General features: G+C 34.8%; 34 protein-coding genes. 3 read left to right on the plus strand and 31 right to left on the minus strand.

Translation table 11 applies throughout. From position 1 onward, the window contains the following. Positions 1 to 12 precede the first annotated feature (12 nt). From H603_RS0101900 to rpsL, 31 genes are all read right to left on the minus strand, one after another. Positions 13 to 1,005 (minus strand): DNA-directed RNA polymerase subunit alpha, encoded by a 993-nt coding sequence (locus H603_RS0101900; RefSeq protein ID WP_026706997.1) that lies wholly within the window; start codon positions 1,003 to 1,005, stop codon positions 13 to 15. Positions 1,006 to 1,026: 21 nt separating this feature from the next. Next, positions 1,027 to 1,632, minus strand: a complete 606-nt coding sequence (gene rpsD, locus H603_RS0101905; RefSeq protein WP_026706998.1) for a 30S ribosomal protein S4 — start codon at positions 1,630 to 1,632, stop codon at positions 1,027 to 1,029. An 89-nt stretch (positions 1,633 to 1,721) separates the two neighbouring features. Next, the gene (gene rpsK / locus H603_RS0101910) at positions 1,722 to 2,105 is read right to left on the minus strand and encodes a 30S ribosomal protein S11 (protein ID WP_024981527.1); all 384 of its coding nucleotides are present in this window, start codon (positions 2,103 to 2,105) and stop codon (positions 1,722 to 1,724) included. A gap of 8 nt (positions 2,106 to 2,113) precedes the next feature. After that, positions 2,114 to 2,488 (minus strand): 30S ribosomal protein S13, encoded by a 375-nt coding sequence (rpsM, locus tag H603_RS0101915; RefSeq protein WP_026706999.1) that lies wholly within the window; start codon positions 2,486 to 2,488, stop codon positions 2,114 to 2,116. A gap of 2 nt (positions 2,489 to 2,490) precedes the next feature. Further along, on the minus strand, positions 2,491 to 2,607 hold the full coding sequence (gene ykgO, locus H603_RS17225; RefSeq protein ID WP_008992256.1) for a type B 50S ribosomal protein L36: 117 nt from the start codon (positions 2,605 to 2,607) through the stop codon (positions 2,491 to 2,493). A 12-nt stretch (positions 2,608 to 2,619) separates the two neighbouring features. Further along, positions 2,620 to 2,835 (minus strand): translation initiation factor IF-1, encoded by a 216-nt coding sequence (infA, locus tag H603_RS0101920; protein ID WP_007136545.1) that lies wholly within the window; start codon positions 2,833 to 2,835, stop codon positions 2,620 to 2,622. A gap of 4 nt (positions 2,836 to 2,839) precedes the next feature. After that, entirely contained in the window at positions 2,840 to 4,186 is a 1,347-nt protein-coding gene (gene secY / locus H603_RS0101925; RefSeq protein ID WP_026707000.1) for a preprotein translocase subunit SecY, read from the minus strand. A gap of 11 nt (positions 4,187 to 4,197) precedes the next feature. Next, positions 4,198 to 4,650, minus strand: coding sequence for a 50S ribosomal protein L15 (rplO, locus tag H603_RS0101930; protein ID WP_026707001.1), 453 nt, complete (start codon positions 4,648 to 4,650; stop codon positions 4,198 to 4,200). Positions 4,651 to 4,661: 11 nt separating this feature from the next. Then, positions 4,662 to 4,844 carry a 50S ribosomal protein L30 gene (gene rpmD / locus H603_RS0101935; RefSeq protein ID WP_026707002.1) on the minus strand — a complete coding sequence of 61 codons (183 nt, stop codon included), beginning with the start codon at positions 4,842 to 4,844 and terminating at the stop codon, positions 4,662 to 4,664. 12 nt (positions 4,845 to 4,856) lie between these two features. Beyond that, positions 4,857 to 5,381 (minus strand): 30S ribosomal protein S5, encoded by a 525-nt coding sequence (gene rpsE / locus H603_RS0101940; RefSeq protein WP_026707003.1) that lies wholly within the window; start codon positions 5,379 to 5,381, stop codon positions 4,857 to 4,859. 6 nt (positions 5,382 to 5,387) lie between these two features. After that, complete coding sequence (gene rplR / locus H603_RS0101945; protein WP_026707004.1) at positions 5,388 to 5,738, minus strand: 50S ribosomal protein L18; 351 nt, start codon at positions 5,736 to 5,738, stop codon at positions 5,388 to 5,390. Between the two features lie 13 nt (positions 5,739 to 5,751). Continuing rightward, positions 5,752 to 6,294, minus strand: a complete 543-nt coding sequence (gene rplF, locus H603_RS0101950) for a 50S ribosomal protein L6 (RefSeq protein WP_026707005.1) — start codon at positions 6,292 to 6,294, stop codon at positions 5,752 to 5,754. A gap of 15 nt (positions 6,295 to 6,309) precedes the next feature. Continuing rightward, positions 6,310 to 6,708, minus strand: coding sequence for a 30S ribosomal protein S8 (gene rpsH, locus H603_RS0101955; RefSeq protein ID WP_026707006.1), 399 nt, complete (start codon positions 6,706 to 6,708; stop codon positions 6,310 to 6,312). 71 nt (positions 6,709 to 6,779) lie between these two features. Next, entirely contained in the window at positions 6,780 to 7,049 is a 270-nt protein-coding gene (gene rpsN / locus H603_RS0101960) for a 30S ribosomal protein S14 (protein WP_026707007.1), read from the minus strand. A gap of 3 nt (positions 7,050 to 7,052) precedes the next feature. Continuing rightward, on the minus strand, positions 7,053 to 7,604 hold the full coding sequence (gene rplE, locus H603_RS0101965; RefSeq protein ID WP_026707008.1) for a 50S ribosomal protein L5: 552 nt from the start codon (positions 7,602 to 7,604) through the stop codon (positions 7,053 to 7,055). A gap of 2 nt (positions 7,605 to 7,606) precedes the next feature. Then, entirely contained in the window at positions 7,607 to 7,921 is a 315-nt protein-coding gene (rplX, locus tag H603_RS0101970; RefSeq protein ID WP_026707009.1) for a 50S ribosomal protein L24, read from the minus strand. Positions 7,922 to 7,932: 11 nt separating this feature from the next. Further along, entirely contained in the window at positions 7,933 to 8,301 is a 369-nt protein-coding gene (gene rplN / locus H603_RS0101975; RefSeq protein WP_007136556.1) for a 50S ribosomal protein L14, read from the minus strand. A gap of 2 nt (positions 8,302 to 8,303) precedes the next feature. After that, complete coding sequence (rpsQ, locus tag H603_RS0101980; protein ID WP_026707010.1) at positions 8,304 to 8,564, minus strand: 30S ribosomal protein S17; 261 nt, start codon at positions 8,562 to 8,564, stop codon at positions 8,304 to 8,306. Between the two features lie 17 nt (positions 8,565 to 8,581). Next, on the minus strand, positions 8,582 to 8,773 hold the full coding sequence (rpmC, locus tag H603_RS0101985; protein ID WP_026707011.1) for a 50S ribosomal protein L29: 192 nt from the start codon (positions 8,771 to 8,773) through the stop codon (positions 8,582 to 8,584). 13 nt (positions 8,774 to 8,786) lie between these two features. Then, positions 8,787 to 9,212, minus strand: coding sequence for a 50S ribosomal protein L16 (gene rplP, locus H603_RS0101990; RefSeq protein WP_016989325.1), 426 nt, complete (start codon positions 9,210 to 9,212; stop codon positions 8,787 to 8,789). Positions 9,213 to 9,230: 18 nt separating this feature from the next. Next, positions 9,231 to 9,980 carry a 30S ribosomal protein S3 gene (gene rpsC / locus H603_RS0101995; RefSeq protein WP_026707012.1) on the minus strand — a complete coding sequence of 250 codons (750 nt, stop codon included), beginning with the start codon at positions 9,978 to 9,980 and terminating at the stop codon, positions 9,231 to 9,233. Between the two features lie 6 nt (positions 9,981 to 9,986). Further along, positions 9,987 to 10,397, minus strand: coding sequence for a 50S ribosomal protein L22 (rplV, locus tag H603_RS0102000; RefSeq protein WP_026707013.1), 411 nt, complete (start codon positions 10,395 to 10,397; stop codon positions 9,987 to 9,989). A 6-nt stretch (positions 10,398 to 10,403) separates the two neighbouring features. Beyond that, a complete protein-coding gene (gene rpsS, locus H603_RS0102005; protein WP_007136562.1) occupies positions 10,404 to 10,682 on the minus strand; it encodes a 30S ribosomal protein S19 in 279 nt (92 codons plus the stop codon). A gap of 6 nt (positions 10,683 to 10,688) precedes the next feature. Further along, positions 10,689 to 11,513 (minus strand): 50S ribosomal protein L2, encoded by an 825-nt coding sequence (gene rplB / locus H603_RS0102010; protein ID WP_026707014.1) that lies wholly within the window; start codon positions 11,511 to 11,513, stop codon positions 10,689 to 10,691. Positions 11,514 to 11,522: 9 nt separating this feature from the next. Next, positions 11,523 to 11,813: a 50S ribosomal protein L23 gene (gene rplW / locus H603_RS0102015; RefSeq protein ID WP_026707015.1), complete on the minus strand. Its 291-nt coding sequence runs from the start codon at positions 11,811 to 11,813 to the stop codon at positions 11,523 to 11,525. A gap of 6 nt (positions 11,814 to 11,819) precedes the next feature. After that, positions 11,820 to 12,449 carry a 50S ribosomal protein L4 gene (gene rplD / locus H603_RS0102020; RefSeq protein ID WP_026707016.1) on the minus strand — a complete coding sequence of 210 codons (630 nt, stop codon included), beginning with the start codon at positions 12,447 to 12,449 and terminating at the stop codon, positions 11,820 to 11,822. Continuing rightward, positions 12,449 to 13,066 carry a 50S ribosomal protein L3 gene (rplC, locus tag H603_RS0102025; protein ID WP_026707017.1) on the minus strand — a complete coding sequence of 206 codons (618 nt, stop codon included), beginning with the start codon at positions 13,064 to 13,066 and terminating at the stop codon, positions 12,449 to 12,451. Before rplC ends, rplD begins: the two co-directional genes overlap by 1 nt. Before the next feature lie 156 nt (positions 13,067 to 13,222). Then, on the minus strand, positions 13,223 to 13,528 hold the full coding sequence (gene rpsJ, locus H603_RS0102030) for a 30S ribosomal protein S10 (RefSeq protein WP_007803605.1): 306 nt from the start codon (positions 13,526 to 13,528) through the stop codon (positions 13,223 to 13,225). 10 nt (positions 13,529 to 13,538) lie between these two features. After that, positions 13,539 to 15,695, minus strand: coding sequence for an elongation factor G (fusA, locus tag H603_RS0102035; RefSeq protein ID WP_026707018.1), 2,157 nt, complete (start codon positions 15,693 to 15,695; stop codon positions 13,539 to 13,541). 10 nt (positions 15,696 to 15,705) lie between these two features. Beyond that, positions 15,706 to 16,182, minus strand: coding sequence for a 30S ribosomal protein S7 (rpsG, locus tag H603_RS0102040; protein WP_026707019.1), 477 nt, complete (start codon positions 16,180 to 16,182; stop codon positions 15,706 to 15,708). A gap of 73 nt (positions 16,183 to 16,255) precedes the next feature. After that, a complete protein-coding gene (gene rpsL, locus H603_RS0102045; protein ID WP_007136570.1) occupies positions 16,256 to 16,639 on the minus strand; it encodes a 30S ribosomal protein S12 in 384 nt (127 codons plus the stop codon). A gap of 847 nt (positions 16,640 to 17,486) precedes the next feature. Between rpsL and H603_RS0102050 the strand changes: the two genes are divergently transcribed. The 3 genes from H603_RS0102050 to rlmB all read left to right on the plus strand — a co-directional run bounded on the left by H603_RS0102050 (position 17,487) and on the right by rlmB (position 23,032). Then, positions 17,487 to 20,612, plus strand: coding sequence for a SusC/RagA family TonB-linked outer membrane protein (locus H603_RS0102050; protein WP_026707020.1), 3,126 nt, complete (start codon positions 17,487 to 17,489; stop codon positions 20,610 to 20,612). Between the two features lie 17 nt (positions 20,613 to 20,629). Next, the gene (locus H603_RS0102055) at positions 20,630 to 22,213 is read left to right on the plus strand and encodes a SusD/RagB family nutrient-binding outer membrane lipoprotein (RefSeq protein WP_026707021.1); all 1,584 of its coding nucleotides are present in this window, start codon (positions 20,630 to 20,632) and stop codon (positions 22,211 to 22,213) included. An 84-nt stretch (positions 22,214 to 22,297) separates the two neighbouring features. After that, positions 22,298 to 23,032 carry a 23S rRNA (guanosine(2251)-2'-O)-methyltransferase RlmB gene (rlmB, locus tag H603_RS0102060; protein ID WP_026707022.1) on the plus strand — a complete coding sequence of 245 codons (735 nt, stop codon included), beginning with the start codon at positions 22,298 to 22,300 and terminating at the stop codon, positions 23,030 to 23,032. Positions 23,033 to 23,425 lie beyond the last annotated feature (393 nt).

Raw genomic sequence — 23,425 nt, forward strand, 5'->3', positions numbered from 1 at the left:
ATATGAAGTAATTTATTCTTTATCTAGTTTGTATTTCGCTAAGTCCATCCCGAAAGTTAAATTTTTAACAGCAACAAGTTCATCAAGTTCTGTTAAAGATTTTTTACCAAAATTACGGAATTTCATCAGGTCATTTTTATTGAAAGATACTAAATCTCCAAGTGTATCAACTTCAGCCGCTTTCAAACAATTTAATGCTCTAACAGATAAATCCATATCAACAAGCTTAGTTTTAAGCAATTGTCTCATGTGTAATGATTCCTCATCATAAGATTCTGTTTGTGCAATTTCATCAGCCTCAAGTGTAATTCTTTCATCAGAGAACAACATGAAGTGGTGAATTAAAACTTTCGCAGCTTCAGTAAGGGCATCCTTTGGATTAATTGAACCATCAGTTTTAATTTCAAAAACTAATTTTTCGTAATCTGTTTTTTGCTCTACACGGAAGTTTTCTATTGCATATTTTACATTTTTTACCGGAGTAAAAATAGAGTCTGTAAAAATTGTTCCAATCGCAGCATTCTGTTTTTTGTTCTCTTCAGCAGGAACATATCCTCTACCTTTTTCAATAGTTAAATCGAAATTCAGTTTGATTTTACTGTCTAAATTACAGATTACTAGTTCTGGATTCAAAACTTGGAAACCTGAGATAAACTTTTGAAAATCACCAGCTGTTAACTGATCTTTACCTGAAACAGAAATAGTAACTGCTTCATTATCGATATCTTCAATTTGACGTTTGAAACGCACTTGTTTAAGATTAAGGATAATTTCGGTAACATCTTCAACAACTCCTGAGATAGTAGAAAACTCATGATCTACACCTTCTATGCGGACAGATGTAATTGCATAACCTTCTAATGCTGAAAGCAAAACTCTTCTAAGTGCATTACCAACGGTTAATCCGTATCCTGGTTCTAAAGGTCTGAATTCAAACTTTCCTTCAAAATCAGTCGAATCAATCATGATAACTTTATCGGGCTTCTGAAAATTAAATATTGCCATAAATTTCGACTAAGTCAATTATTATTTGTTGTACAACTCTACGATTAATTGTTCTTTAATGTTTTCTGGAATTTGAAGTCTAGCTGGTACAGTAACAAAAGTACCTTCTTTAACGTCATTATTCCAAGTAATCCATTCATAAACATGACTTGAATTAGATAAAGAACGTTCGATAGCCTCTAATGATTTAGATTTTTCACGAACAGCAACTTTGTCACCAGGTTTAAGGTGGTAAGAAGCAATATTTACAACATCACCATTAACAGTGATGTGTCTGTGAGATACAAGTTGTCTAGCACCTCTACGAGATGGAGCAATACCCATTCTGAATACTACGTTATCTAATCTTGCTTCACATAATTGTAAAAGAACTTCACCAGTAACACCTTTAGTAGCTGATGCTTTTTTAAATAAACCTCTGAATTGTTTTTCTAAAATTCCATAAGAATATTTAGCTTTTTGCTTTTCCATTAACTGGATTGCATATTCAGATTTTTTACCTCTTTTTTTAGCCATCCCGTGTTGTCCAGGTGGGTAATTTCTTCTTTCGAATGATTTATCATCTCCGAATATTGCTTCGCCAAATTTACGAGCAATTCTAGTTTTTGGACCAGTATATCTTGCCATTTCTAAAAATTAATTAAGGTAGAGATTATGAATTCAGGTCATATCCTTCGATAATCGTATATTCTACCTAGTTATACTTAAATATATTATTAAACTCTACGTCTTTTTGGAGGACGACATCCGTTGTGAGGCATTGGAGTAACATCGATAATCTCTGTAACTTCAATTCCACCATTATGTAAAGAACGAATAGCAGACTCACGTCCATTTCCTGGTCCTTTTACATAAACTTTCACTTTTTTAAGTCCAGCTTCAAGAGCTACTTTACTACAATCTTCTGCTGCCATTTGAGCTGCGTATGGAGTGTTCTTTTTAGAACCTCTAAAGCCCATTTTACCAGCTGAAGACCAAGAAATAACTTCACCTTTTTTGTTTGTCAAAGAAATAATGATGTTATTGAAGGTAGCAGAAATATGAGCTTCTCCCGTTGATTCAACGATAACTTTACGTTTTTTTGCAGTTGCTTTAGCCATATTACTTATTATTTAGTTGCTTTTTTCTTGTTCGCAACAGTTTTTCTTTTACCTTTTCTAGTTCTAGAGTTGTTCTTAGTTCTTTGCCCTCTTAAAGGAAGACCAGTTCTATGACGAATACCTCTATAACAACCAATATCCATTAAACGTTTGATGTTTAAAGAAACTTCAGAACGTAATTCTCCTTCAATTTTAAAAGATCCAACTACTTCACGAATTGCTCCGATTTCATCGTCATTCCAATCTTGAACTTTTTTGTCTTGGCTAACTTGAGCTTTTTCTAAAATCTCAATAGCTCTACTTCTTCCTAATCCGAAGATATAGGTTAGTGCAATAACACCTCTCTTATTTTTTGGGATATCTACCCCTGCTATTCTTGCCATAATTATCCTTGTCTTTGTTTAAATCTAGGATTCTTTTTGTTTATAACGTACAATCTCCCTTTTCTACGCACAATTTTGCACTCGGGACTTCTCTTTTTTACTGATGCTCTAACTTTCATAGTGAATATCCTTTAATATCTATAAGTAATTCTCGCTTTTGACAAATCGTAAGGGCTCATTTCTAATTTCACTTTATCACCAGGTAATAATTTGATATAATGCATACGCATTTTTCCAGAAATATGAGCAATTACAATATGTCCGTTCTCTAATTCTACACGGAACATCGCATTTGATAATGCTTCAATTATTGATCCGTCTTGTTCTATTGCTGATTGTTTTGCCATAAAATTAAGCTACTGCTTTTCTATTTTTTCCACTTTTCATTAATCCGTCATAATGTTTGTTTAACAAATATGAATTGATTTGCTGAATTGTATCAATTGCAACACCAACCATAATGATTAATGAGGTACCCCCAAAAAACATTGCCCAAGATTGTTGAACATCCATAACACTTACAACAATCGCTGGGAACACAGCTATTAAAGCAAGAAATAAAGATCCTGGGAAAGTTATCAATGACATCACTTTATCTAAGAAGTCTGAAGTCTCTGCACCTGGTCTAACACCCGGTATAAATCCTCCACTCCTCTTAAGGTCATCTGACATCTTATTAGTAGGAACAGTAATCGCAGTATAAAAAAATGTAAATACAACAATTAATGTTGCAAACAGAAAGTTATACCAGAAACCAAACATATTACTAAAAGCGCCAGCGATTGATTGAGATGCTTCTGATTTTGATAACCCAGCAACAGCAGCAGGAATAAACATGATAGCTTGAGCAAAGATTATAGGCATAACTCCAGAAGCATTAAGCTTCAAAGGAATCCATTGTCTATTACCACCCATCAAATCTTGTTCATAATCTCCTGATGTAGTACGACGTGCGTACTGAACTGGTATTTTTCTAATTGCCATAGTCAATAAGACGCAGGCAGCAATTACCAATAGCCAAATAATGATTTCGATAACCAATAACATTGGCCCTCCATTGTTATTTGTAACTCTGGTTGTAAACTCTTGTATAAACGCTTGAGGAAATCTTGCAAGTATACCCACCATAATTAACAGTGAGATACCATTCCCAATTCCTTTATCAGTTATTTTTTCTCCTAACCACATAGCAAAAATCGTACCTGTGACCAAGATTATTACTGAAGAAAATAAGAATTCAAAAGAATTAAACCCTAATAAAAATGCACTACTAGGTAAAGTTCTATATAGATTATAGATATAAGTTGGTCCTTGCAACAAGGTAATACCTATTGTTAACCAACGTGTGATCTGATTAATCTTTTTTCTACCACTTTCACCATCACTTTGAAGTTTTTGCAAATAAGGAATAGCAATTCCCATTAACTGAACTACAATAGATGCCGAAATGTAAGGCATGATTCCTAGAGCAAAAACTGACGCTTTTGAGAACGCACCACCAGTAAACATATCTAAAATAGAGCCGATACCACTTTTGGTTTGCCCTGCTAAAGTTGTTAATTGTGTCGCATCAATTCCCGGAAGCGTAACATGTGCTCCAAAACGATAAACTAAAAGCAGGCCTAAAGTGATTAGAATCCTGTTTTTTAGTTCTTCGATTTTCCAAACATTACTTATTGATTCAATAAATTTCTTCATAAATTGAAAAATTACATTGTTACAGCTTCTCCTCCAGCAGCTTCAATAGCAGCTTTTGCAGTAGCAGTAAATTTGTGAGCGGTTACTTTTAATTTTGCTTTCAATTCTCCTCTACCTAAAATCTTTACGATTTCATTCTTAGTAGCTAAACGATTTGCAACATAAGTTGTCATATCAATAGAATCAGTAATGATTCCATTATCTACTAAAGCTTGAATTGTATCAAGATTAACACCTTCGTAATCTTTACGATTGATGTTTGTGAAACCAAACTTAGGCACACGTCTTTGAAGTGGCATTTGCCCACCTTCAAAACCAATCTTTTTAGAATAACCAGAACGAGATTTTGCTCCTTTGTGACCTCTTGCAGAAGTACCACCTTTTCCAGAACCTTCTCCTCTACCTAATCTTTTATTTTGATTGTGCGTTGACCCTTCAGCTGGTTGTAAGTTACTTAAATTCATAACAGTATTTGTTATTTAGCTTCCTCTACAGAAACTAAGTGTTTAACTTTGTTTATCATCCCAAGGATTGCAGGGTTTGAATCATGTTCTACAACTTGACCCATTTTACGTAGACCTAAAGCTTCTAATCCTCTTTTTTGATCAAGTGGACAGTTGATTTTACTTCTAACTTGTTTTACTAATAATTTAGCCATAATTTCCTTGAATTAACCTTTAAAAACTTTTTCTAAAGAAACTCCTCTTTGTTTTGCAACACTATAGGCGCTTCTCATTTGTAATAAAGCATCAAAAGTTGCTTTTACTACGTTGTGAGGATTTGATGATCCTTGAGATTTAGATAATACATCATGAATACCTACTGACTCAAGAACTGAACGAACAGCTCCACCAGCAATAACTCCTGTACCATGAGAGGCAGGAATTAAAAATACACGTGCACCACCAAATTTACCTTTTTGTTCGTGTGGCACTGATTGTCCATTCAAAGGAATTTTTACTAAATTTTTCTTAGCATCTTCCACCGCTTTAGCGATTGCCTCAGAAACATCTTTAGATTTTCCTAATCCATGTCCTACAACACCATTTTCATCACCTACAACTACAATAGCAGAAAAACCGAAAGCTCTACCACCTTTTGTAACTTTAGTAACACGATTAACACTCACCAAACGATCTTTTAACTCAAGACCAGTTGGTTTTACTAACTCTACATTCTTGTATTTATTAGACATAATATATTAGAATTTAAGTCCAGCAGCTCTCGCGCCTTCTGCTAATGATTTAATACGCCCATGATACAAGTAACCTCCTCTATCGAATGTCACAACTTCTATCCCAGCTTTTAATGCTTTTTCTGCAACTAGTTTCCCAACTGCAGTAGCAACCTCTACGTTCGTACCTTTTCCTATTTCCTTTTCTCTTGAAGAAGCAGCCAATAAAGTAACTCCATTTACGTCATCAATAAGTTGCGCGTAGATTTCTTTGTTACTTCTAAAAACAGATAGCCTTGGATTAGTAGCAGTACCACTAATTGTTTTTCTAATTCTGAATCTAATTCTCTGTCTTCTTTCAGGTTTTGTTAATGACATAATCTCTTATTTTTTAAGCTGATTTACCTGCTTTTCTTCTTAATACTTCACCCACAAATTTAACACCTTTTCCTTTGTACGGTTCAGGCTTACGGAAACCTCTAATCTTTGCCGCAACTTGACCTAAAAGTTGTTTATCAATTGATGTTAATTTTACGATTGGGTTTTTTCCTTTCTCAGATATAGTTTCTAATGTCACTTCTGGAGCAACATCCAATACAATATTATGAGAAAATCCAAGAGCTAAATCCAATTTTTGACCTTGATTTGAAGCTCTATAACCAACACCTACTAATTCTAATGATTTAGTAAAACCATCAGTTACACCTAAGATCATATTATTAATCAATGATCTATATAATCCGTGCTTTGCTCTTTGGTCTTTATGATCAGATGATCTTTCAACTTGAACTTGATCACCTTCAACAGTTACAGTAACGTCCGAAAACTCCTGAGTTAGTTGACCGTTTTTTCCTTTTACTGTAATAATACCGTCTTTAACTTCTACAGTTACGCCAGCAGGGATTACAATTGGGCTTTTACCTATTCTTGACATCTTATAGTCTTTTTATTAGTATACGTAACAAATTACCTCTCCACCAACATTAAGTTGTTTTGCTTTTTTCCCAGTCATCAAACCTTTAGATGTTGAAACAATAGCAATTCCTAATCCGTTAAGGATTCTAGGAATAGAAGAAGAACTTGAATATTTACGTAAACCTGGTTTACTAATTCTCTGGATATCTTTAATTACTGACTCTTTAGTATCTTTATCATACTTCAAAGCAATTTTGATTGAACCCTGAACAGCGTTGTCTTCAAATTTGTAACTTAAGATATAACCTTGATCAAATAAGATCTTAGTTATTTCTTTTTTTAGATTAGATGCAGGAATTTCGACAACTTTGTGGTTTGCAGCCACAGCGTTTCTAACCCTAGTTAAATAATCTGCAATAGGATCTGTATACATATGTATATATTTGCGGTTATGGTTTTCGCCAGACTTTCTGGCGAACCTTTAACCAATTAAAATTCAATTTTTTACCAACTAGCTTTTTTAACTCCTGGTATCAATCCATTATTAGCCATTTCACGAAATGTAACACGTGAAATACCGAATTGACGCATATACCCTCTTGGTCTACCAGTTAATTTACATCTATTATGCAAACGAACAGGTGAAGCGTTTTTCGGTAACTTTTGCAAACCTACGAAATCTCCAGCTTCTAACAAAGCTTTTCTTTTCTCAGCATATTTCGCTACCGTTTTTTCTCTCTTAACCTCGCGGGCTTTCATTGATTCTTTAGCCATAACTTAATTCTTTTTAAAAGGTAATCCTAGTTCAGTTAACAACGACTTTGCTTCCTTATCTGTCTGAGCAGTAGTAACAAAGGTGATATCCATTCCCGAAATTTTGTTCACTTTATCAATGTCAATTTCTGGAAAAATGATCTGCTCTAAAACTCCAAGATTATAATTTCCTCTTCCGTCGAAACCTGTAGCTTTAATCCCACTAAAATCTCTAACACGTGGTAAAGCTGAAGTAATAAGTCTATCTAAAAACTCATACATTCTCTCTCCACGTAAAGTTACTTTAGCTCCAATTGGCATACCTTTTCTTAATTTGAATGACGCAACGTCTTTCTTAGAAATAGTAGATACCGCTTTTTGTCCAGTGATTTTAGTCAACTCATCAACTGCATAGTCAATAAGTTTTTTATCAGAAACTGCTGCTCCAACTCCACGGCTTAAAACGATTTTTTCCAACTTAGGAACTTGCATTACGTTTACGTATCCGTACTCTTCTGTAAGAGCAGAGATAACTCTACTCTTATATTCTTCTTTCAATCTAGGTGTATACGCCATTACTATAGTACTTGATTAGATTTTTTTGAAAATCTTACTTTCTTATCTCCTTCAACTCTAACTCCTGTTCTAGTTGCTTCCTTTGTTTTAGGATCAATTAGAGAGATATTAGATATTTGAATAGAAGCTTCTTTTTTCACAATTCCACCTTGAGGGCTTTTTGCACTTGGCTTCGTATGTTTAGAAACCATGTTTACACCTTCTACGATAGCTTTGTTTTTCTCACGGTCAACACGTAATACTTTACCTTCTGAACCTTTATGGTCTCCAGCAATTACTCTTACGATGTCACCTGTTTTTATTTTTAGCTTTATCATCTTAAAACGAATTAAAGCACTTCTGGTGCTAATGATACAATTTTCATGAATTGTTTTTCACGAAGTTCTCTTGCTACGGGACCAAAAACACGAGTTCCTCTCATTTCCCCTGCTGCGTTTAATAAAACACAAGCATTGTCATCGAAACGGATATAAGAACCATCAGCTCTTCTCACTTCTTTTCTGGTACGCACAACAACTGCAGTTGAAACAGCTCCTTTTTTAACGCTTCCGTTAGGAGTTGTATCTTTGATAGAAACTACAATCTTGTCACCAACAGAGGCATACCTTCTTTTGGTACCTCCTAAAACACGGATAGTTAAAACTTCTTTAGCTCCTGTGTTATCTGCTACTTTTAGTCTTGATTCTTGTTGTACCATAATTATTTAGCTCTTTCTAGGATTTCAACTAATCTCCAACATTTCGATTTACTTAAAGGACGCGTTTCGCTAATTCTTACAGTATCTCCAATGTTACAGTCGTTTGTTTCGTCATGCGCTACAAATTTCTTTGTTTTCAACACGAACTTACCGTATAATGGGTGTTTTACTTTTGTAACTTGTGCAACAACAATAGACTTATCCATTTTGTTTGAAGTTACGACACCAACTCTTTCTTTTCTTAAATTTCTTTTTTCTTCCATCTTTCAGCAGATTACAATTATTGTAACTCTCTTTTTGTAAGTTCTGTAGCTAATCTTGCAACTGTTCTTCTTACACCTCTAATTTGAAGTGGGTTCTCAATTGGAGAAATAGCGTGAGCCATTTTTAGGTCGGCATATGCCTTCTTAGTTTGACTAAGTTTTTCTTGCAACTCCGCTGCAGAAAGATCTTTTATTTCTGATTGTTTCATAATATAATATAGATTATGCTTCGAAATCTCTAGCAACAACGAATTTAGTTTTTACTGGAAGCTTTTGAGCCGCAAGACGTAACGCCTCTTTTGCAACTGATAAAGGAACTCCTCCAACTTCAAACATAATTCTTCCGGGTTTAACAACGGCAGCCCAATACTCAACTGCACCTTTACCTTTACCCATACGTACCTCAAGAGGCTTCTTAGTAATTGGTTTGTCTGGAAATATTTTGATCCATAATTGTCCCTCTCTTTTCATGAAACGAGTAGCAGCAATACGAGCTGCCTCAATTTGACGAGAAGTTAAAAACATTCCATCTTCATGTACAGATTTAATACCAAACATTCCATTAGAAAGTTCATGCCCTCTTCCAGAGTTCCCTTTCATTTTACCTTTTTGTACCTTACGGTATTTTGTTCTTTTAGGCTGTAACATTTTTCTTTAATTTAAAAATTACTTTCTTTTACGAGCGTCTGGTTTTCCACCTTTATTAAAGTTAGATTTCCCACGAGGAGAATCTCCACCTTTTCCGCCAGATTGTTTCTTGTCCATTCCAGCAAGCGGAGAAAGATCTCTCTTTCCGTAAACTTCACCTTTCATGATCCACACTTTGATACCCATTCTACCATAAGTAGTATGCGCCTCAGCTAGTGCATAGTCAATATCGGCTCTGAAAGTTGATAAAGGAACTCTTCCTTCTTTGAAACCTTCTGAACGTGCCATCTCAGCACCATTCAAACGACCAGAAATCAAAACTTTGATACCCTCAGCGTTCATACGCATAGAAGCAGCAATAGCCATTTTGATTGCACGTCTGTAAGAAATACGGCTTTCGATTTGACGACAGATGCTTGTAGCAACTAGATACGCGTCAAGTTCAGGTCTTTTGATTTCAAAGATGTTGATTTGAACCTCTTTGTCAGTAATTTTCTTAAGCTCTTCTTTTAACTTGTCTACCTCTTGACCACCTTTTCCGATAATAATACCAGGTCTAGCAGTAGTGATAGTAACGGTTACAAGTTTCAAAGTTCTCTCGATGATTACTTTTGATACACTAGCTTTTGATAAACGAGCATGGATATACTTTCTGATTTTGTGATCTTCGGCAAGTTTATCACCATAATCATTTCCACCATACCAGTTTGAGTCCCATCCTCTGATGATACCAAGTCTATTTCCAATTGGATTTGTCTTTTGTCCCATCTTGTATTAAATTGCTTGTGTGTTATTAATAGATCCAAGCACGATTGTTACGTGATTAGAACGTTTTCTAATTCTGTGCGCACGACCTTGTGGAGCTGGACGAAGTCTTTTTAACATCATACCACCATCTACTCTGATCTCCTTAACAAATAAACCAGCTTCTTCTAAATTAGCATCAGCATTTTTCTGCTCCCAATTGTTGATTGCAGATAAAACTAACTTTTCTAATTTTCTTGAAGCTTCTTTAGAACTAAATCTTAAGATGTTAAGTGCTCTTTCTACCTTCTGACCTCTTACCAAGTCCGCTACTAAGCGCATTTTTCTAGGTGAAGTAGGGCAGTTATTCAATTTCGCGAAAGCAATAGACTTATTAGCCTCTTTTCTCGCATCTGCTGTTTCTCTTTTACGAACTCCCATTGCTTCTTATTTTTTACCTTTATTTTTTGCTCCAGCATGACCTCTAAAAGATCTAGTTGGTGAAAATTCTCCTAATTTGTGACCTACCATGTTTTCAGTAACATAAACCGGTACGAATTGACGCCCGTTATGAACTGCAATAGTTTGTCCAACAAAATCCGGAGTAATCATAGAAGCTCTAGACCATGTCTTAACAACTCCTTTATTTCCACCTGCTATATTTTCTTGAACTTTCTTGTCTAACTTATAATGAACGAAAGGTCCTTTTTTTAATGAACGTGCCATATCTTATTATTTCTTTCTACGTTCTACGATATACTTGTTACTCGGGTTTTTCTTAGAACGAGTTCTATAACCTTTTGCTGGTATTCCATTTCTTGAACGTGGATGTCCACCAGAAGAACGTCCTTCACCACCACCCATTGGGTGATCGACAGGGTTCATCGCTACAGGTCTTGTTCTAGGTCTTCTACCTAACCATCTTGTTCTACCTGCTTTACCAGATACAACTAATTGGTGATCAGAATTAGAAACAGCTCCAATAGTAGCCGAACAAGTCAACAAGATTAACCTTGTTTCACCAGAAGGCATTTTAATTGTAGCATATTTTCCATCTCTTGCCATTAATTGAGCAAATGTACCAGCCGAACGTGCAATAACAGCACCTTGACCTGGACGTAACTCAATACAAGAAATAACAGTTCCTAATGGAATTTTACTCAAAGGTAACGTGTTACCAATTTCTGGTTGAGACTCAGGTCCTGAAACCAATTTTTGACCAACTTTTAATCCATTTTGAGCTATAATATACGTTTTCTCACCATCAGCATAAGCTAATAAAGCGATAAATGCAGTACGATTTGGATCATATTCAATTGATTTTACCGTAGCAGGAATTCCTTCTTTAGTACGTTTAAAATCAATGATACGATATCTCTGCTTGTGACCACCACCCGTATAACGCATGGTCATCTTTCCTTGACTATTTCTACCTCCAGAGTTTTTTATCGGCGCTATCAAAGAGCGTTCCGGCTTATCAGTTGTAATAGCGTCATAACCATTCACAACTCTAAATCGCTGACCTGGGGTAATAGGTTTTAATTTTCTTACTGACATTTTTCTATCTTAGATATTGTTGTAAAAATCAATTGTTTCTCCTTCTTTTACTTGAACAATTGCTTTCTTAATTGCATTTGTTTTTCCAGTAATTAAACCACTTTTAGTGTATTTTGTAGTTCTATCCGGTCTTACGTTCATCGTGTTAACACTCAAAATAGTCACACCATAAGCAGCTTCTACAGCTTTCTTAATCTCAACTTTATTTGCTTTTTTGTTAACAACGAACCCGAAGCGGTTTAAAACTTCACTTTCTTTGGTTACTTTTTCCGTTACTATAGGTTTAATTATGATACTCATATCCTATTATTTACTTAAATTTTCTTCAATTACTTCCAAAGAACTCTCCAAAAGCACTAAATTATTAGCGTTTAATATAGCGTAAGTACTTAACTCTAAACTACTTACAACACTAGCCGCTTTTAAATTACGTGACGACAAATATACGTTTTTATTCGTATTGCCCAACACAAACAATGATTTTTTATTCTCTAACTCTAATGCTTTCAAAACGTTAATGAAATTTTTAGTGTTTGGAGCATCAAAATTAAAGTCTTCAAGAACGATTATGTTTGACTCTTTTGCTTTCATTGAGAATGCAGATTTTCTAGCTAAACGTTTCAAGTTTTTATTCAATTTGAATGAATAACTTCTCGGTCTAGGTCCAAAAACTGTTCCTCCTCCTTTAAACAATGGATTCTTTGCACTACCCGCACGAGCAGTACCTGTTCCTTTTTGTTTTTTAATCTTACGTGTACTTCCTGCTACTTCAGCTCTTTCTTTAGCTTTGTGCGTTCCTTGTCTTTGATTAGCTAAATATTGCTTAACATCAAGATATACAGCGTGATTGTTTGGTTCAATTGCGAATACTGAATCAGAAAGTTGAACTTTTCTTCCAGTATCTTTTCCGTTGAAATCTACTACTTTTACTTCCATTACTTGTGAATGATTACATAAGAGTTATTATGACCAGGAACACATCCTTTGATCACAAGTAGATTCTTTTCAGTAACTACTTTTAAAACTCTAAGGTTTTGAATGTTTACATTTTCTCCTCCCATACGTCCAGCCATACGCATTCCTTTGAATACTCTAGATGGATAAGAAGAAGCTCCTACAGAACCTGGCGCTCTTAAACGGTTATGTTGACCATGAGTTGCTTGACCAACACCACCAAAACCGTGACGTTTTACAACCCCTTGAAAACCTTTACCTTTAGACACACCTTGTACATCTACAAATTCTCCTTCTACAAACATAGAGACATCAATAAGATCCCCTAATTTTTGTTCTGTTGCAAAATTTTGGAATTCAACGACTTTTTTCTTAGCTACAGTTCCAGCTTTTTTAAAGTGACCTAAAGCCGCTTTAGTGGAATGTTTCTCGTTTTTGTCATCGAAACCAAGTTGCAACGCTTCGTACCCGTCAACACCTTTGGTTCTGACTTGGGTAACAACACAAGGACCAGCTTCAATTACTGTACAAGGAATATTCTTCCCGTTTTCATCGAAAATGCTAGTCATGCCGATTTTTCTACCAATTAACCCAGACATAAATATTAATTATTAATTATTAAATATAAAAATAGAACACATCATTTAAGTGAACTCTTATTTTTAAAGTGGTGCAAAAGTATAACTTATTTACACACAATCCAAAAAAAGTTTTCACTTAAACGAAGTGCTCTTGATTTTCCTTGAAAAAGATACTTAAACTTTGATCTCTACTTCAACTCCACTAGGTAATTCTAATTTCATTAAAGCATCAATTGTTTTAGATGAAGATGAATAAATATCAATTAATCTCTTATATGACATTACTTCAAATTGTTCTCTCGCTTTTTTGTTAACGTGTGGAGAACGCAATACTGTAAAAAGTTTTTTGTGAGTTGGCAATGGGATTGGCCCTGTAACAACTGCACCAGTAGTTTTAACTGTTTTTACAATCTTTTCAGCAGATTTATCTACCAACATATGATCGTAAGATTTTAGTTTTATTCTGATTTTTTGACTCATTTTCTTAAAATTAAGCGTTTCCTTTTGCTTTTTTGATTACTGCTTCTGAAATATTAGAAGGCGTTTCTGCGTAGTGTGAAAATTCCATAGTTGAAGTTGCACGACCTGAAGATAAAGTTCTTAAAGTAGTAACATATCCAAACATTTCAGATAATGGCACATCAGCTTTAATTGTTTTTGCTCCATTTCTATCACCCATGTCATTAACTTGACCTCTACGACGGTTGATATCACCTACGATATCTCCCATATTTTCTTCAGGAGTAATAACTTCCATTTTCATGATAGGCTCAAGAATTACAGCACCAGCAGCTTTTGCCACCTCTCTATAACCCATTCTTGCAGCTAACTCAAAAGAAAGCGCATCTGAATCCACAGGATGGAAAGATCCATCCAATAAAGTTACTTTTAAACTATCAACCTGATATCCTGCTAAAGGACCAGTTTTCATAGCTTCTCTAAAACCTTTCTCTACAGAAGGAATATATTCCTTAGGAACGTTACCCCCTTTTACAGAGTTAACAAATTGTAATCCAACCGGAGCTTTACCATCAACTTCATCAGCAGGCTCTAAAATAAATACGATATCACCGAATTTACCACGACCTCCAGATTGTTTCTTGTAAGTTTCTCTATGTTGAGCAGTTCTAGTAAATGCTTCTTTGTATTCAACTTGAGGCTCTCCTTGGTTTACTTCAACTTTGAATTCACGACGCATTCTATCTACTAAGATATCCAAGTGAAGCTCACCCATACCAGAAATAATAGTTTGCCCAGAAGCTTCATCAGTTCTAACAGTAAACGTTGGATCTTCTTCAGCTAACTTAGCTAAAGCCATACCCATTTTGTCCACGTCAGCTTTAGTTTTAGGCTCAATAGCAATACCAATTACTGGCGCAGGGAATTTCATAGACTCAAGAATAATTGGGTGTTTTTCATCACACAATGTATCTCCAGTTTTAATATCTTTAAATCCAACTGCCGCCCCAATATCTCCAGCTTCGATATAGTCGATTGGATTTTGCTTGTTGGCATGCATTTGATAGATACGAGAAATTCTTTCTTTGTTTCCTGAACGCGTATTCAATACATATGAACCAGCATCTAAACGTCCTGAATAAGCACGGAAGAAAGCTAAACGACCTACGAATGGGTCAGTAGCAATTTTAAACGCTAAAGCAGCAAAAGGCTCTTTAACATCAGGCTTACGTAAGATTTTTGTTTGATCTTCTTCTAAAAGCTCAGCATCGTCAGGGTGAATTCCTTCAATCCCGTCTTTATCCATTGGAGATGGTAAGTATTTACATACTGCATCTAACATGAACTGAACTCCCTTATTTTTGAAAGATGAACCAGCAATCATCGGAATGATAGCCATATCCATTACAGCAGCTCTTAAAGCGATGTTAATCTCTTCCTCTGTAATAGATTCTGGATCTTCCATATACTTGTCTAGCAAATTCTCATCATAATCAGCAACTGCTTCGATAAGAATATCTCTGTATTCTTTTACTTCATCAACCATATCAGCAGGAATATCAACAACTTCATAAGTTGCACCCATTCCAGCATCATCCCAAACAATAGCTTGGTTTCTTACCAAATCCACAACACCTCTGAAATCATTCTCTTCACCAATAGGTAAAGTGATTGCAACTGCGTTAGATTTTAACATATCTCTTACTTGTTGACATACCATCAAAAAGTTAGATCCTTGTCTGTCCATTTTATTAACGAATCCAATACGTGGAACTCTATATTGATCAGCTAATCTCCAGTTAGTTTCTGATTGAGGCTCAACACCATCAACAGCACTAAACAAGAAAACTAATCCATCAAGAACACGTAACGAACGGTTTACTTCAACTGTAAAGTCAACGTGTCCCGGCGTATCGATAATATTGAAGTGATAAGGTAGCGTCTCAGGTAAAATTTTACCTTGAGTAGTTGGAAAATTCCACTCACAAGTAGTAGCAGCAGAAGTAATTGTAATACCTCTTTCTTGCTCTTGTGCCATCCAGTCCATTGTTGCAGCACCATCGTGTACTTCACCAATTTTGTGTGATTTTCCCGTATAGAATAATATACGCTCAGTAGTTGTTGTTTTACCAGCATCAATGTGAGCAGCAATTCCTATGTTTCTTGTATATTTAAGTTCTCTAGCCATTTCTTAAGAATTAAAATCTAAAGTGAGAGAAAGCTTTATTAGCTTCTGCCATTTTGTGAGTATCCATTCTTTTCTTAACTGCAGCACCTTCTTCTTTAGCCGCAGCTAAACATTCTGAAGCTAATCTCTGAGCCATTGATTTTTCGTTTCTTCTTCTTGAATAAAGAATCAACCATTTCATCGCCATAGAAATTTTTCTATCTGGACGAATTTGCATTGGAATTTGGAATGTAGCTCCACCAACTCTACGACTACGTACTTCTACGTGAGGCATAACATTAGTTAACGCATCTTTCCAAATTTCTAACGAAGGTTTTTCTGCATCTTGCTTCTTAGCTTCTATAATGTCAATTGCATCATAAAAAACTTTAAAAGCTGTTGATTTCTTACCATCCCACATTAGGTTATTCACAAAACGTGTTACCAATTGGTCGTTAAACCTAGGATCTGGTAAAAGTGGTCTTTTCTTTGCCGCTCTTTTTCTCATGTCTTTTTTTTAATAAAATACCATACCGATACAATTGCAATAAATCACAACTATACTAGTACATTACTTTAAATTACTTTTTTGCTTCTTTTGGGCGTTTTGCTCCGTACTTAGATCTTCTTTGCGTTCTTCCTGCTACTCCTGACGTATCAAGTGCACCACGAACGATGTGATATCTAACTCCTGGTAAATCTTTTACCCTTCCACCCCTAACTAATACTATCGAGTGCTCTTGTAAATTGTGTCCTTCTCCAGGGATGTAGGCATTTACTTCATTACCATTTGTCAAACGTACACGCGCTACTTTACGCATTGCAGAGTTTGGTTTTTTTGGTGTTGTAGTGTAAACACGCGTACAAACCCCTCTTCTTTGAGGACAAGAATCTAAAGCAACCGATTTACTCTTCTTAGTTATCTGAGTTCTTCCTGTTCTTACTAATTGTTGAATTGTTGGCATAATTAATACTAAAAATTTATTATGTATATTTAATTCCCGCTTTTTACGGGGTTGCAAATGTATAAAATATTTTTTACCCTGCAAACCATAAATCATTAATTTTCAACAACATTATTTATTTAAAGACCAAGCGTTTGCGAATTGACCTATATATTGAAAATATATAATGACATGATGCACCATGAAACTAACATTAATTCTTCGCCAATCTAGTACTAAAAAAAATAATCTTGCACAAAAACTAAAACACCCTAATTACTATATGACAACACTAGCCTAACCACAATAAACGAAATACCACAAAATATTTATTTTCCTTAAATAGCTCAAGGACAAATAAAGCCCCCCATACTTAAGTGTTAAGTTAAGAAAACATAAAATCAAAAGTTTGACTAGTAAATTTTACCTAAAATTCACGCAAGAATTAAGACTTCAAAATGTTAAAATTTTAAGAAGAATTCGCACCATTTACGACAGCCTTTGTCATAAGTCCATCTAACATTCGAAATAAAACGCTACAGATTAACAAATAAAAATTTTATAAAAGAACATTTTAAGATTTAAGCCAAGTAACACCTTGCTCTTTACTAATAAATAAATAAAATGCTTCTGAAGTTCATTACCATGAAAAACCTATCTAAAATCACAAATAAACAAGAGTAAACAATTAATTTTTGATAATTAACAATTATAACGCAATAAATAAAAACGTTTGATTGCACCCGTAATACATTGATAACATATTCAAACGTTAAATTTTACTTTACATAGAAAAATACTACAGCAGTTATTAGGATAGTTAACGAATTATTAAGATTTTCGCAATACTAATTCAAATAAACATAAAATGAAACTAAAATTCAATGGAATCTTAGTGTTATTATTAACGCTAATGGCGCAATTAACCTTCGCGCAAGAAAGGTCTGTAACAGGAAATGTTTCTGACGACTCAGGCATGCCTTTACCAGGTGTGAGTGTATTAATCAAGGGAACACAAAATGGTACGCAAACGGATTTTGATGGTAAGTTTACAATCAAGGCAAGTCCTACTCAAACAATTGTTTTTACTTACATCGGAATGAAATCTCAGGAAGTAAAGGCATCTTCAACTACTTTAAACGTTAAATTAGAAAGCACTGCACAAGAGCTTGAAGGCGTTGTTGTAACGGCCTTAGGTATAAAGAGAGAAAAGAAATCTCTTAGTTACGCCGCACAAGAGGTATCAGGAAGCACTTTAAGCGAAGGTGGATCTAACAATGCAGTCGCTGCATTGTCAGGAAATGTTGCAGGTGTGCAGGTAACAGCACCTTCTACAATGGGTGGATCTACTCGAATTGTCCTTAGAGGAATTGGTTCAACAACAGGAGAAAATAGACCATTGATTGTAATTGATGGAATACCGCTAGATAATGGAAACTATAATTCTACTAGCACTCAAAGAGGTGCTGGTGGTAGAGATTATGGTGATGCTTCTGCAGATATAAACCCTGATGATATAGCTTCCGTTACTGTTTTAAAAGGTGGGCCAGCTGCAGCATTATATGGTAACAGAGCAGGAAATGGAGCTATTTTATATACTACTAAATCTGCAAAAAGCGGAGCAGGTAAAGCAGAAATCTCAGTAAACACGGGTATTACGTTTGAAAGTATTAATGTAATGCCAAATTTACAAACAGAATATGGTGGAGGTAGCTCAAGTACTTTCCAACAAGAAACAATCAATGGTAAAACATATAACATTGCTGATTATGCAACTGATGAAAGTTGGGGACCAAAATATGATCCTAATTTAAAGTATCTAGCATGGAATGCATTTGACCCAGAGTTTGCAGATGAATATTTAAAGGAAAGATCTTGGGTTAATCCTAAAAATGGTGTGAGATCGTTTTTTGATACTGGAATAACTAGAAACAACTCTGTTTCATTCTCAAAATCAGCTGTAGATTCAGGCGTAAGATTCTCATTCGCAAATCAAAAGACAGAAGGAATAGTTCCAAATTCAACTTTAAGCAAGAACACTTTCTCATTGAATGGTAATGCTAAATTATCAGAAAAACTTAAGGTAGAAGGAATGATGACATATGTTCAAACTAGAGGTTTTAATAGACCTGAAGTTGGATATGGAGATAACGGACTAGCTCAGAAATTCTTTCAATGGAGCCAAAGACAGTTAGATTTTGACGAGTTGAAAAACTACAAATTGGCAAGCGGAGCACAACGCTCATGGAATAGAATAGCATTTGATAATGCTACACCTAACTATTCAGACAACCCATATTGGATTATAAACGAAAATACATCTTCAGATAAAAGAAATAGAGTTTATGGTAATGGGAAAATTACCTATAACTTTACTCCAGAGTTTTATGCTGTAGGAAATGTTTATGGAGACACTTATTCACTTAACATTGATGAAAGAGTAGCAATTGGTTCTCAAGCAACATCTAGTTATGAGACAACCGCTAGAACTTTAACTGATTTCAATTACGAAGGTCGTTTGCATTACGACAAAAGGTTTGACAAATTTAGCGTAAATGCTTTTGCTGGTGTCAACAGAAGAAGTTATAGTTTAACACGCGTTGAAGGTTTCACTGTAGGTGGTTTAGTACTACCTAACATCTACAACTTATCGAACAGTTCAACCGCTTCTCAATCAGCTAATTACGAAGAGAGAACAAGAACTAATAGTGTATATGGTTTCCTATCATTAGGATATGACGATTTCTTATTTCTAGAAGTTACTGATAGAAATGATTGGTTTAGTACAGTAAATAAAGATGTTAATTACGCCTCTGTAACTGGTAGTTTTTTGTTTTCTGAATTAACAGATTTACCTTGGTTAAATTATGGTAAAATTAGAGGAGGTTGGGCTCAAGCAGGGAATGCTACTACACCTTACAGATTATCTTTTGATGGTTTAGCAGATACTCCTTTCCAAGGAGACATTAGATATAGCCAACCTAACATAGCATCGAACCCTGATTTAGTTCCAGAACTTAAAACGACTAAAGAGGTAGGATTAGAATTAAGTTTATTTAATAGAAGAGTTGGATTAGATTTAACTTACTATGATGTACTAACAACAGATTTAATTACACCTGTACAAACTGATCCTTCGGTTGGACACACTTTTGCACTTAAAAATGCAGGAAAATTACAAAATAGAGGTATTGAAACAACTCTAACACTTAATCCTGTTAGAACTGAAGACTTTAGCTGGGATATCACTTGGAATTTTGCAAAGAACAACAACAAGCTTCTAGAATTATCACCTGGACTAAATGAACTTATCATAGGTTCAGCTCCATTTCAAGCGACATTGTTAGCCGTTACAGGACAACCTTATGGACAAATTTATGGAACTGACTTCACTTATGATGGAAACGGTAACAAAATTGTAGATGCATCAGGTGCATATGTTGCTTCAGAGAGAAAATCTTTAGGTACAATTACACCAGATTACAATATGGGAATCAGAAATGCATTCAAGTATAAAAATTTATCATTAGGCTTCTTAATTGATATCCAAAAGGGTGGTAGTTATTTTTCTACAACACACATGTGGGGAAGCTATTCTGGTTTACTTGAGGCAACAGCAGCAAATGGAATTAGAGAAAATGGTATTACTGTTGACGCTGTATATGCAGATGGAACGAAAAATACATCAGTTTTACCAGGTCAAGCATGGGCACAACAACATTATGGATTAGATGCATTAAATGTATTTGATGCAGATTATATAAAACTAAGAGAAGTTACATTTGCTTATAATGTACCTAAGAGTGTTTTTGGATCTGTATTTAGTAATGTGAAATTCTCATTATTTGCAAGAAACTTGTTCACTTGGGGATTAGATTGGAAAGGAATGGATCCTGAGATGGCATCTTATGGAAGTGGAAACACACAAGGTCTTGAAGGTGGTTCATTACCATCAACTAGAACATACGGAATGAACCTAGAATTTAAATTCTAAAAATTAAAAAAATCAAGATGAAAAAAATATTTATATCACTATTATCAATCACAGCTTTACTTACCACGACGGTGAGTTGCAGTGATCAATTAGAGGACTTTAATGTAAATCCTAACGCTCCAGCTGTTAATAACATTCCTGGATACGCATTTTTTAATAATGCTTCAGTTTTTCTAATGGATGAATCTAGAGGTAGCTTTTCTTCAGGAAGAATGGCATTGCCATGGGTACAGTATTCAGCACAGAGAAACTACACCGAAGAGGACAGATTCCAATTTAGAGAAACAACAAATCAAAGTCTATATCAGAATTACTATTTAGCTGCCAAAGATTTTAAAACTGTGATTGATTTAAATACAGACGCTTCAACTAAAGACGTAAATTCTGCTTATGGTAATAATAAAAATCAAATTGCCGCTGCAAGAGTTATGCTTGCATATACTTTTTTACAATTGGTAGATGCTTACGGAGATGTTCCTTATTATTCTTATGGTAATGATGATCCAGATTTCCAAGCATTGAAATTATTAGATGGTTTCGAAAAACCGAAATTCGCTTCACAGCTAAAGATCTATACGGATTTAATGAAAGAACTTAAAGAAGCATCTGCAATGATAGTAACTTCTGAATCATCAGTATTTACTAATGGTGATCAACTTTTTGAAACACCTGCTAAATTGAAAAAATTCGCTAATTCATTAAGATTAAGAATTGCAACAAGAGTAAAAGGAGTTGTACCAGGGGCAGAAACACATATCACAGAAGCAATTGCTAGTGGTGTAATGACTTCAAATGATGACAACGTTGGTGTAACTTATGAAGCTAATGATGTTAATCCAAGCCCGTTCTATAATGATTTTTTCTTAAGTAATAGAACAGATTTTGCCATTGCAAATACTTTTGTAGATTTATTAAAAGGTGATTTGGGAACTTTCGGAGTTGATCCTAGATTGCAAAAATACGCCGCACCTACTACGGCGAGTTCTAAAACTACAGTTCAAAATAATGCTTATACAGAAACGGACGATTTAAGTAAATATGTTGGTATGCCATATGGTATCACTAGTGCTCAAGCAGCAGGACAACGTACAGGAACGTCGTTTTGGAGTTATAATGTTCTAAGACAAGACTACACAGAAATTTTAATGGAATATGCAGAAGTAGAATTTTTACTTTCAGAAAACAACGGTTTTAATTTAACAAATTATCGCAACGGAGTAAGAGCTTCAATGGAGCGTTGGGGAGTTAGCACTGCTAAAATTGATGCATATGTCGCTACTTTAAATACAGCAAATTTACAAAATGTAATTACTCAGAAGTACATTGCTCTTTTTATGCAACCTTATGAAGCTTTTGCTGAATATAGAAGAACGGGGTTTCCTAATACACTTTTACAACCAGGAGGTACTTATAAATTAAACAATCCAGTGAACGGCGCTACAACTTATACGTTTGTAGCCCTAAATGGCTTATCGACTGTACCAGCAAGATTTACATATCCTGTTAATTTGCAGCAAATTAATAGCGAAAATGTTACTGCAGCTGCTAGTGCAATTGGAGGAGACGAATTAAACACAAAATTAATCTGGGCAAAAAAATAAATTTTATCCATTTTTATAAATTTAGCCACCTTGTATAATCGAGGTGGCTATTTTTTTTACAAAACATTTAACTATATTTGCACCATGGAAAAAGAACATCAAATATTTGGAATTAGAGCGATTATTGAAGCAATACAAGCGGGTTCAACAATTGACAAAGTATACATACAAAAAGAAATTTCGGGTGAGTTAATGAAAGACCTTATGAAGGTTATGAAACGTGCTAACGTTAATTTCTCCTATGTACCAGTTGAAAAATTGAATAAATTAACACCTAATAATCACCAAGGTGCTGTCGCAAATATATCGCCAATTTCATTTTTTGATTTAGAGAATTTAATCGAAACTGTTGTAGAAAACGGTAAAACTCCTTTGTTTTTGATATTAGACCAAATTTCTGATGCACGTAACTTTGGTGCCATCATTAGAACTGCAGAGTGTACAGGTGTTAATGGTATCATTATACAAAAATCAGGTGCAGCTCCGGTAAATGGAGACACCGTGAAAACATCTGCTGGTGCCGTTTTCAATATCCCTATTTGTAAAGTAGAACATATAAAAGACGCGATATTTTTGTTGCAAGCAAGTGGTATTAAAACTATTGCAGCAACTGAAAAAACAGACCAGAATATCTATGATTTATCTCTCAACGAACCCATCGCAATAATCATGGGATCGGAAGACCGAGGTGTAAATCCATCTGTACTAAAAATAGTGGATGAAAAAGCTAAATTACCGATGTTTGGAACAATTGGATCACTAAATGTATCTGTGGCATGTGGTGCATTTCTATACGAAACTGTAAGGCAAAGAAGTTAATAATTACAACTTCAAAAATAATGTAAAGCGTTAGTAAGTATTTCTTACTAACGCTTTTTTTATGTGCAAAATCATCAATAAGTTAAAATACTACTTGCGTTCATTTTATATAATACATCATGAAACAAAACATTTCCTTCTACACCCCCTCCTCTATCATATGTTCCTCATATAAAAATCCTTTAATGATAGTAGCAAAAATTTATAAAGTGCAAGAAAACTTTACAGGAGATAGCAATATATACACATCCATCACATAATTTTATATTAAACTAAACAACACATGTTTCCTCTAAAAAAAAAGATTAAAAACCCAAAAGATTAGAAAGGACATTAGCAGTATTCCTACATACAAAACCGGCCTAACAAGCAGACAAATAGAAAAACAACCTC

This window comes from Flavobacterium frigidarium DSM 17623 (genome assembly GCF_000425505.1).
In the GTDB taxonomy this organism is placed as follows: domain Bacteria; phylum Bacteroidota; class Bacteroidia; order Flavobacteriales; family Flavobacteriaceae; genus Flavobacterium; species Flavobacterium frigidarium.

Bases quoted from the DNA above. Each gene is read 5' to 3' on its own strand.
- fusA (WP_026707018.1), bottom strand. From the start codon at position 15,695: ATGGCTAGAGAACTTAAATATACAAGAAACATAGGAATTGCTGCTCAC.
- rpsS (WP_007136562.1), bottom strand. From the start codon at position 10,682: ATGGCACGTTCATTAAAAAAAGGACCTTTCGTTCATTATAAGTTAGAC.
- rplR (WP_026707004.1), bottom strand. From the start codon at position 5,738: ATGTCATTAACAAAACCTGAAAGAAGACAGAGAATTAGATTCAGAATT.
- rplB (WP_026707014.1), bottom strand. From the start codon at position 11,513: ATGTCAGTAAGAAAATTAAAACCTATTACCCCAGGTCAGCGATTTAGA.
- rplP (WP_016989325.1), bottom strand. From the start codon at position 9,212: ATGTTACAGCCTAAAAGAACAAAATACCGTAAGGTACAAAAAGGTAAA.
- rplO (WP_026707001.1), bottom strand. From the start codon at position 4,650: ATGAATTTAAGTAACTTACAACCAGCTGAAGGGTCAACGCACAATCAA.
- ykgO (WP_008992256.1), bottom strand. From the start codon at position 2,607: ATGAAAGTTAGAGCATCAGTAAAAAAGAGAAGTCCCGAGTGCAAAATT.
- rlmB (WP_026707022.1), top strand. From the start codon at position 22,298: ATGGAAAAAGAACATCAAATATTTGGAATTAGAGCGATTATTGAAGCA.
- rplX (WP_026707009.1), bottom strand. From the start codon at position 7,921: ATGATAAAGCTAAAAATAAAAACAGGTGACATCGTAAGAGTAATTGCT.
- rplD (WP_026707016.1), bottom strand. From the start codon at position 12,449: ATGGAAGTAAAAGTAGTAGATTTCAACGGAAAAGATACTGGAAGAAAA.
- rplN (WP_007136556.1), bottom strand. From the start codon at position 8,301: ATGGTACAACAAGAATCAAGACTAAAAGTAGCAGATAACACAGGAGCT.
- H603_RS0102055 (WP_026707021.1), top strand. From the start codon at position 20,630: ATGAAAAAAATATTTATATCACTATTATCAATCACAGCTTTACTTACC.
- rpsN (WP_026707007.1), bottom strand. From the start codon at position 7,049: ATGGCTAAAGAATCAATGAAAGCCCGCGAGGTTAAGAGAGAAAAAACG.
- rpsH (WP_026707006.1), bottom strand. From the start codon at position 6,708: ATGTATACAGATCCTATTGCAGATTATTTAACTAGGGTTAGAAACGCT.
- rpsM (WP_026706999.1), bottom strand. From the start codon at position 2,488: ATGGCAAGAATAGCAGGGGTAGATATCCCAAAAAATAAGAGAGGTGTT.
- rplE (WP_026707008.1), bottom strand. From the start codon at position 7,604: ATGGCGTATACACCTAGATTGAAAGAAGAATATAAGAGTAGAGTTATC.
- rpsC (WP_026707012.1), bottom strand. From the start codon at position 9,980: ATGGGACAAAAGACAAATCCAATTGGAAATAGACTTGGTATCATCAGA.
- rpsD (WP_026706998.1), bottom strand. From the start codon at position 1,632: ATGGCAAGATATACTGGTCCAAAAACTAGAATTGCTCGTAAATTTGGC.
- rplW (WP_026707015.1), bottom strand. From the start codon at position 11,813: ATGAGTATCATAATTAAACCTATAGTAACGGAAAAAGTAACCAAAGAA.
- rpsK (WP_024981527.1), bottom strand. From the start codon at position 2,105: ATGGCTAAAGCAACTGCAAAAAAACGTAAAGTTATCGTTGAATCAACG.
- rpsQ (WP_026707010.1), bottom strand. From the start codon at position 8,564: ATGGAAGAAAAAAGAAATTTAAGAAAAGAAAGAGTTGGTGTCGTAACT.
- rplC (WP_026707017.1), bottom strand. From the start codon at position 13,066: ATGTCTGGGTTAATTGGTAGAAAAATCGGCATGACTAGCATTTTCGAT.
- rplV (WP_026707013.1), bottom strand. From the start codon at position 10,397: ATGGGAGTTCGTAAAAGAGAAACAGCAGATGCGAGAAAAGAGGCTAAT.
- rpsE (WP_026707003.1), bottom strand. From the start codon at position 5,381: ATGTCTAATAAATACAAGAATGTAGAGTTAGTAAAACCAACTGGTCTT.
- H603_RS0102050 (WP_026707020.1), top strand. From the start codon at position 17,487: ATGAAACTAAAATTCAATGGAATCTTAGTGTTATTATTAACGCTAATG.
- rpmC (WP_026707011.1), bottom strand. From the start codon at position 8,773: ATGAAACAATCAGAAATAAAAGATCTTTCTGCAGCGGAGTTGCAAGAA.
- rpsG (WP_026707019.1), bottom strand. From the start codon at position 16,182: ATGAGAAAAAGAGCGGCAAAGAAAAGACCACTTTTACCAGATCCTAGG.
- rpsL (WP_007136570.1), bottom strand. From the start codon at position 16,639: ATGCCAACAATTCAACAATTAGTAAGAACAGGAAGAACTCAGATAACT.
- infA (WP_007136545.1), bottom strand. From the start codon at position 2,835: ATGGCAAAACAATCAGCAATAGAACAAGACGGATCAATAATTGAAGCA.
- rplF (WP_026707005.1), bottom strand. From the start codon at position 6,294: ATGTCAAGAATAGGTAAAAGCCCAATTGTAATCCCTGCTGGCGTAACT.
- rpmD (WP_026707002.1), bottom strand. From the start codon at position 4,844: ATGGCTAAATTATTAGTAAAACAAGTTAGAAGTAAAATCAACTGTCCA.
- secY (WP_026707000.1), bottom strand. From the start codon at position 4,186: ATGAAGAAATTTATTGAATCAATAAGTAATGTTTGGAAAATCGAAGAA.
- H603_RS0101900 (WP_026706997.1), bottom strand. From the start codon at position 1,005: ATGGCAATATTTAATTTTCAGAAGCCCGATAAAGTTATCATGATTGAT.
- rpsJ (WP_007803605.1), bottom strand. From the start codon at position 13,528: ATGAGTCAAAAAATCAGAATAAAACTAAAATCTTACGATCATATGTTG.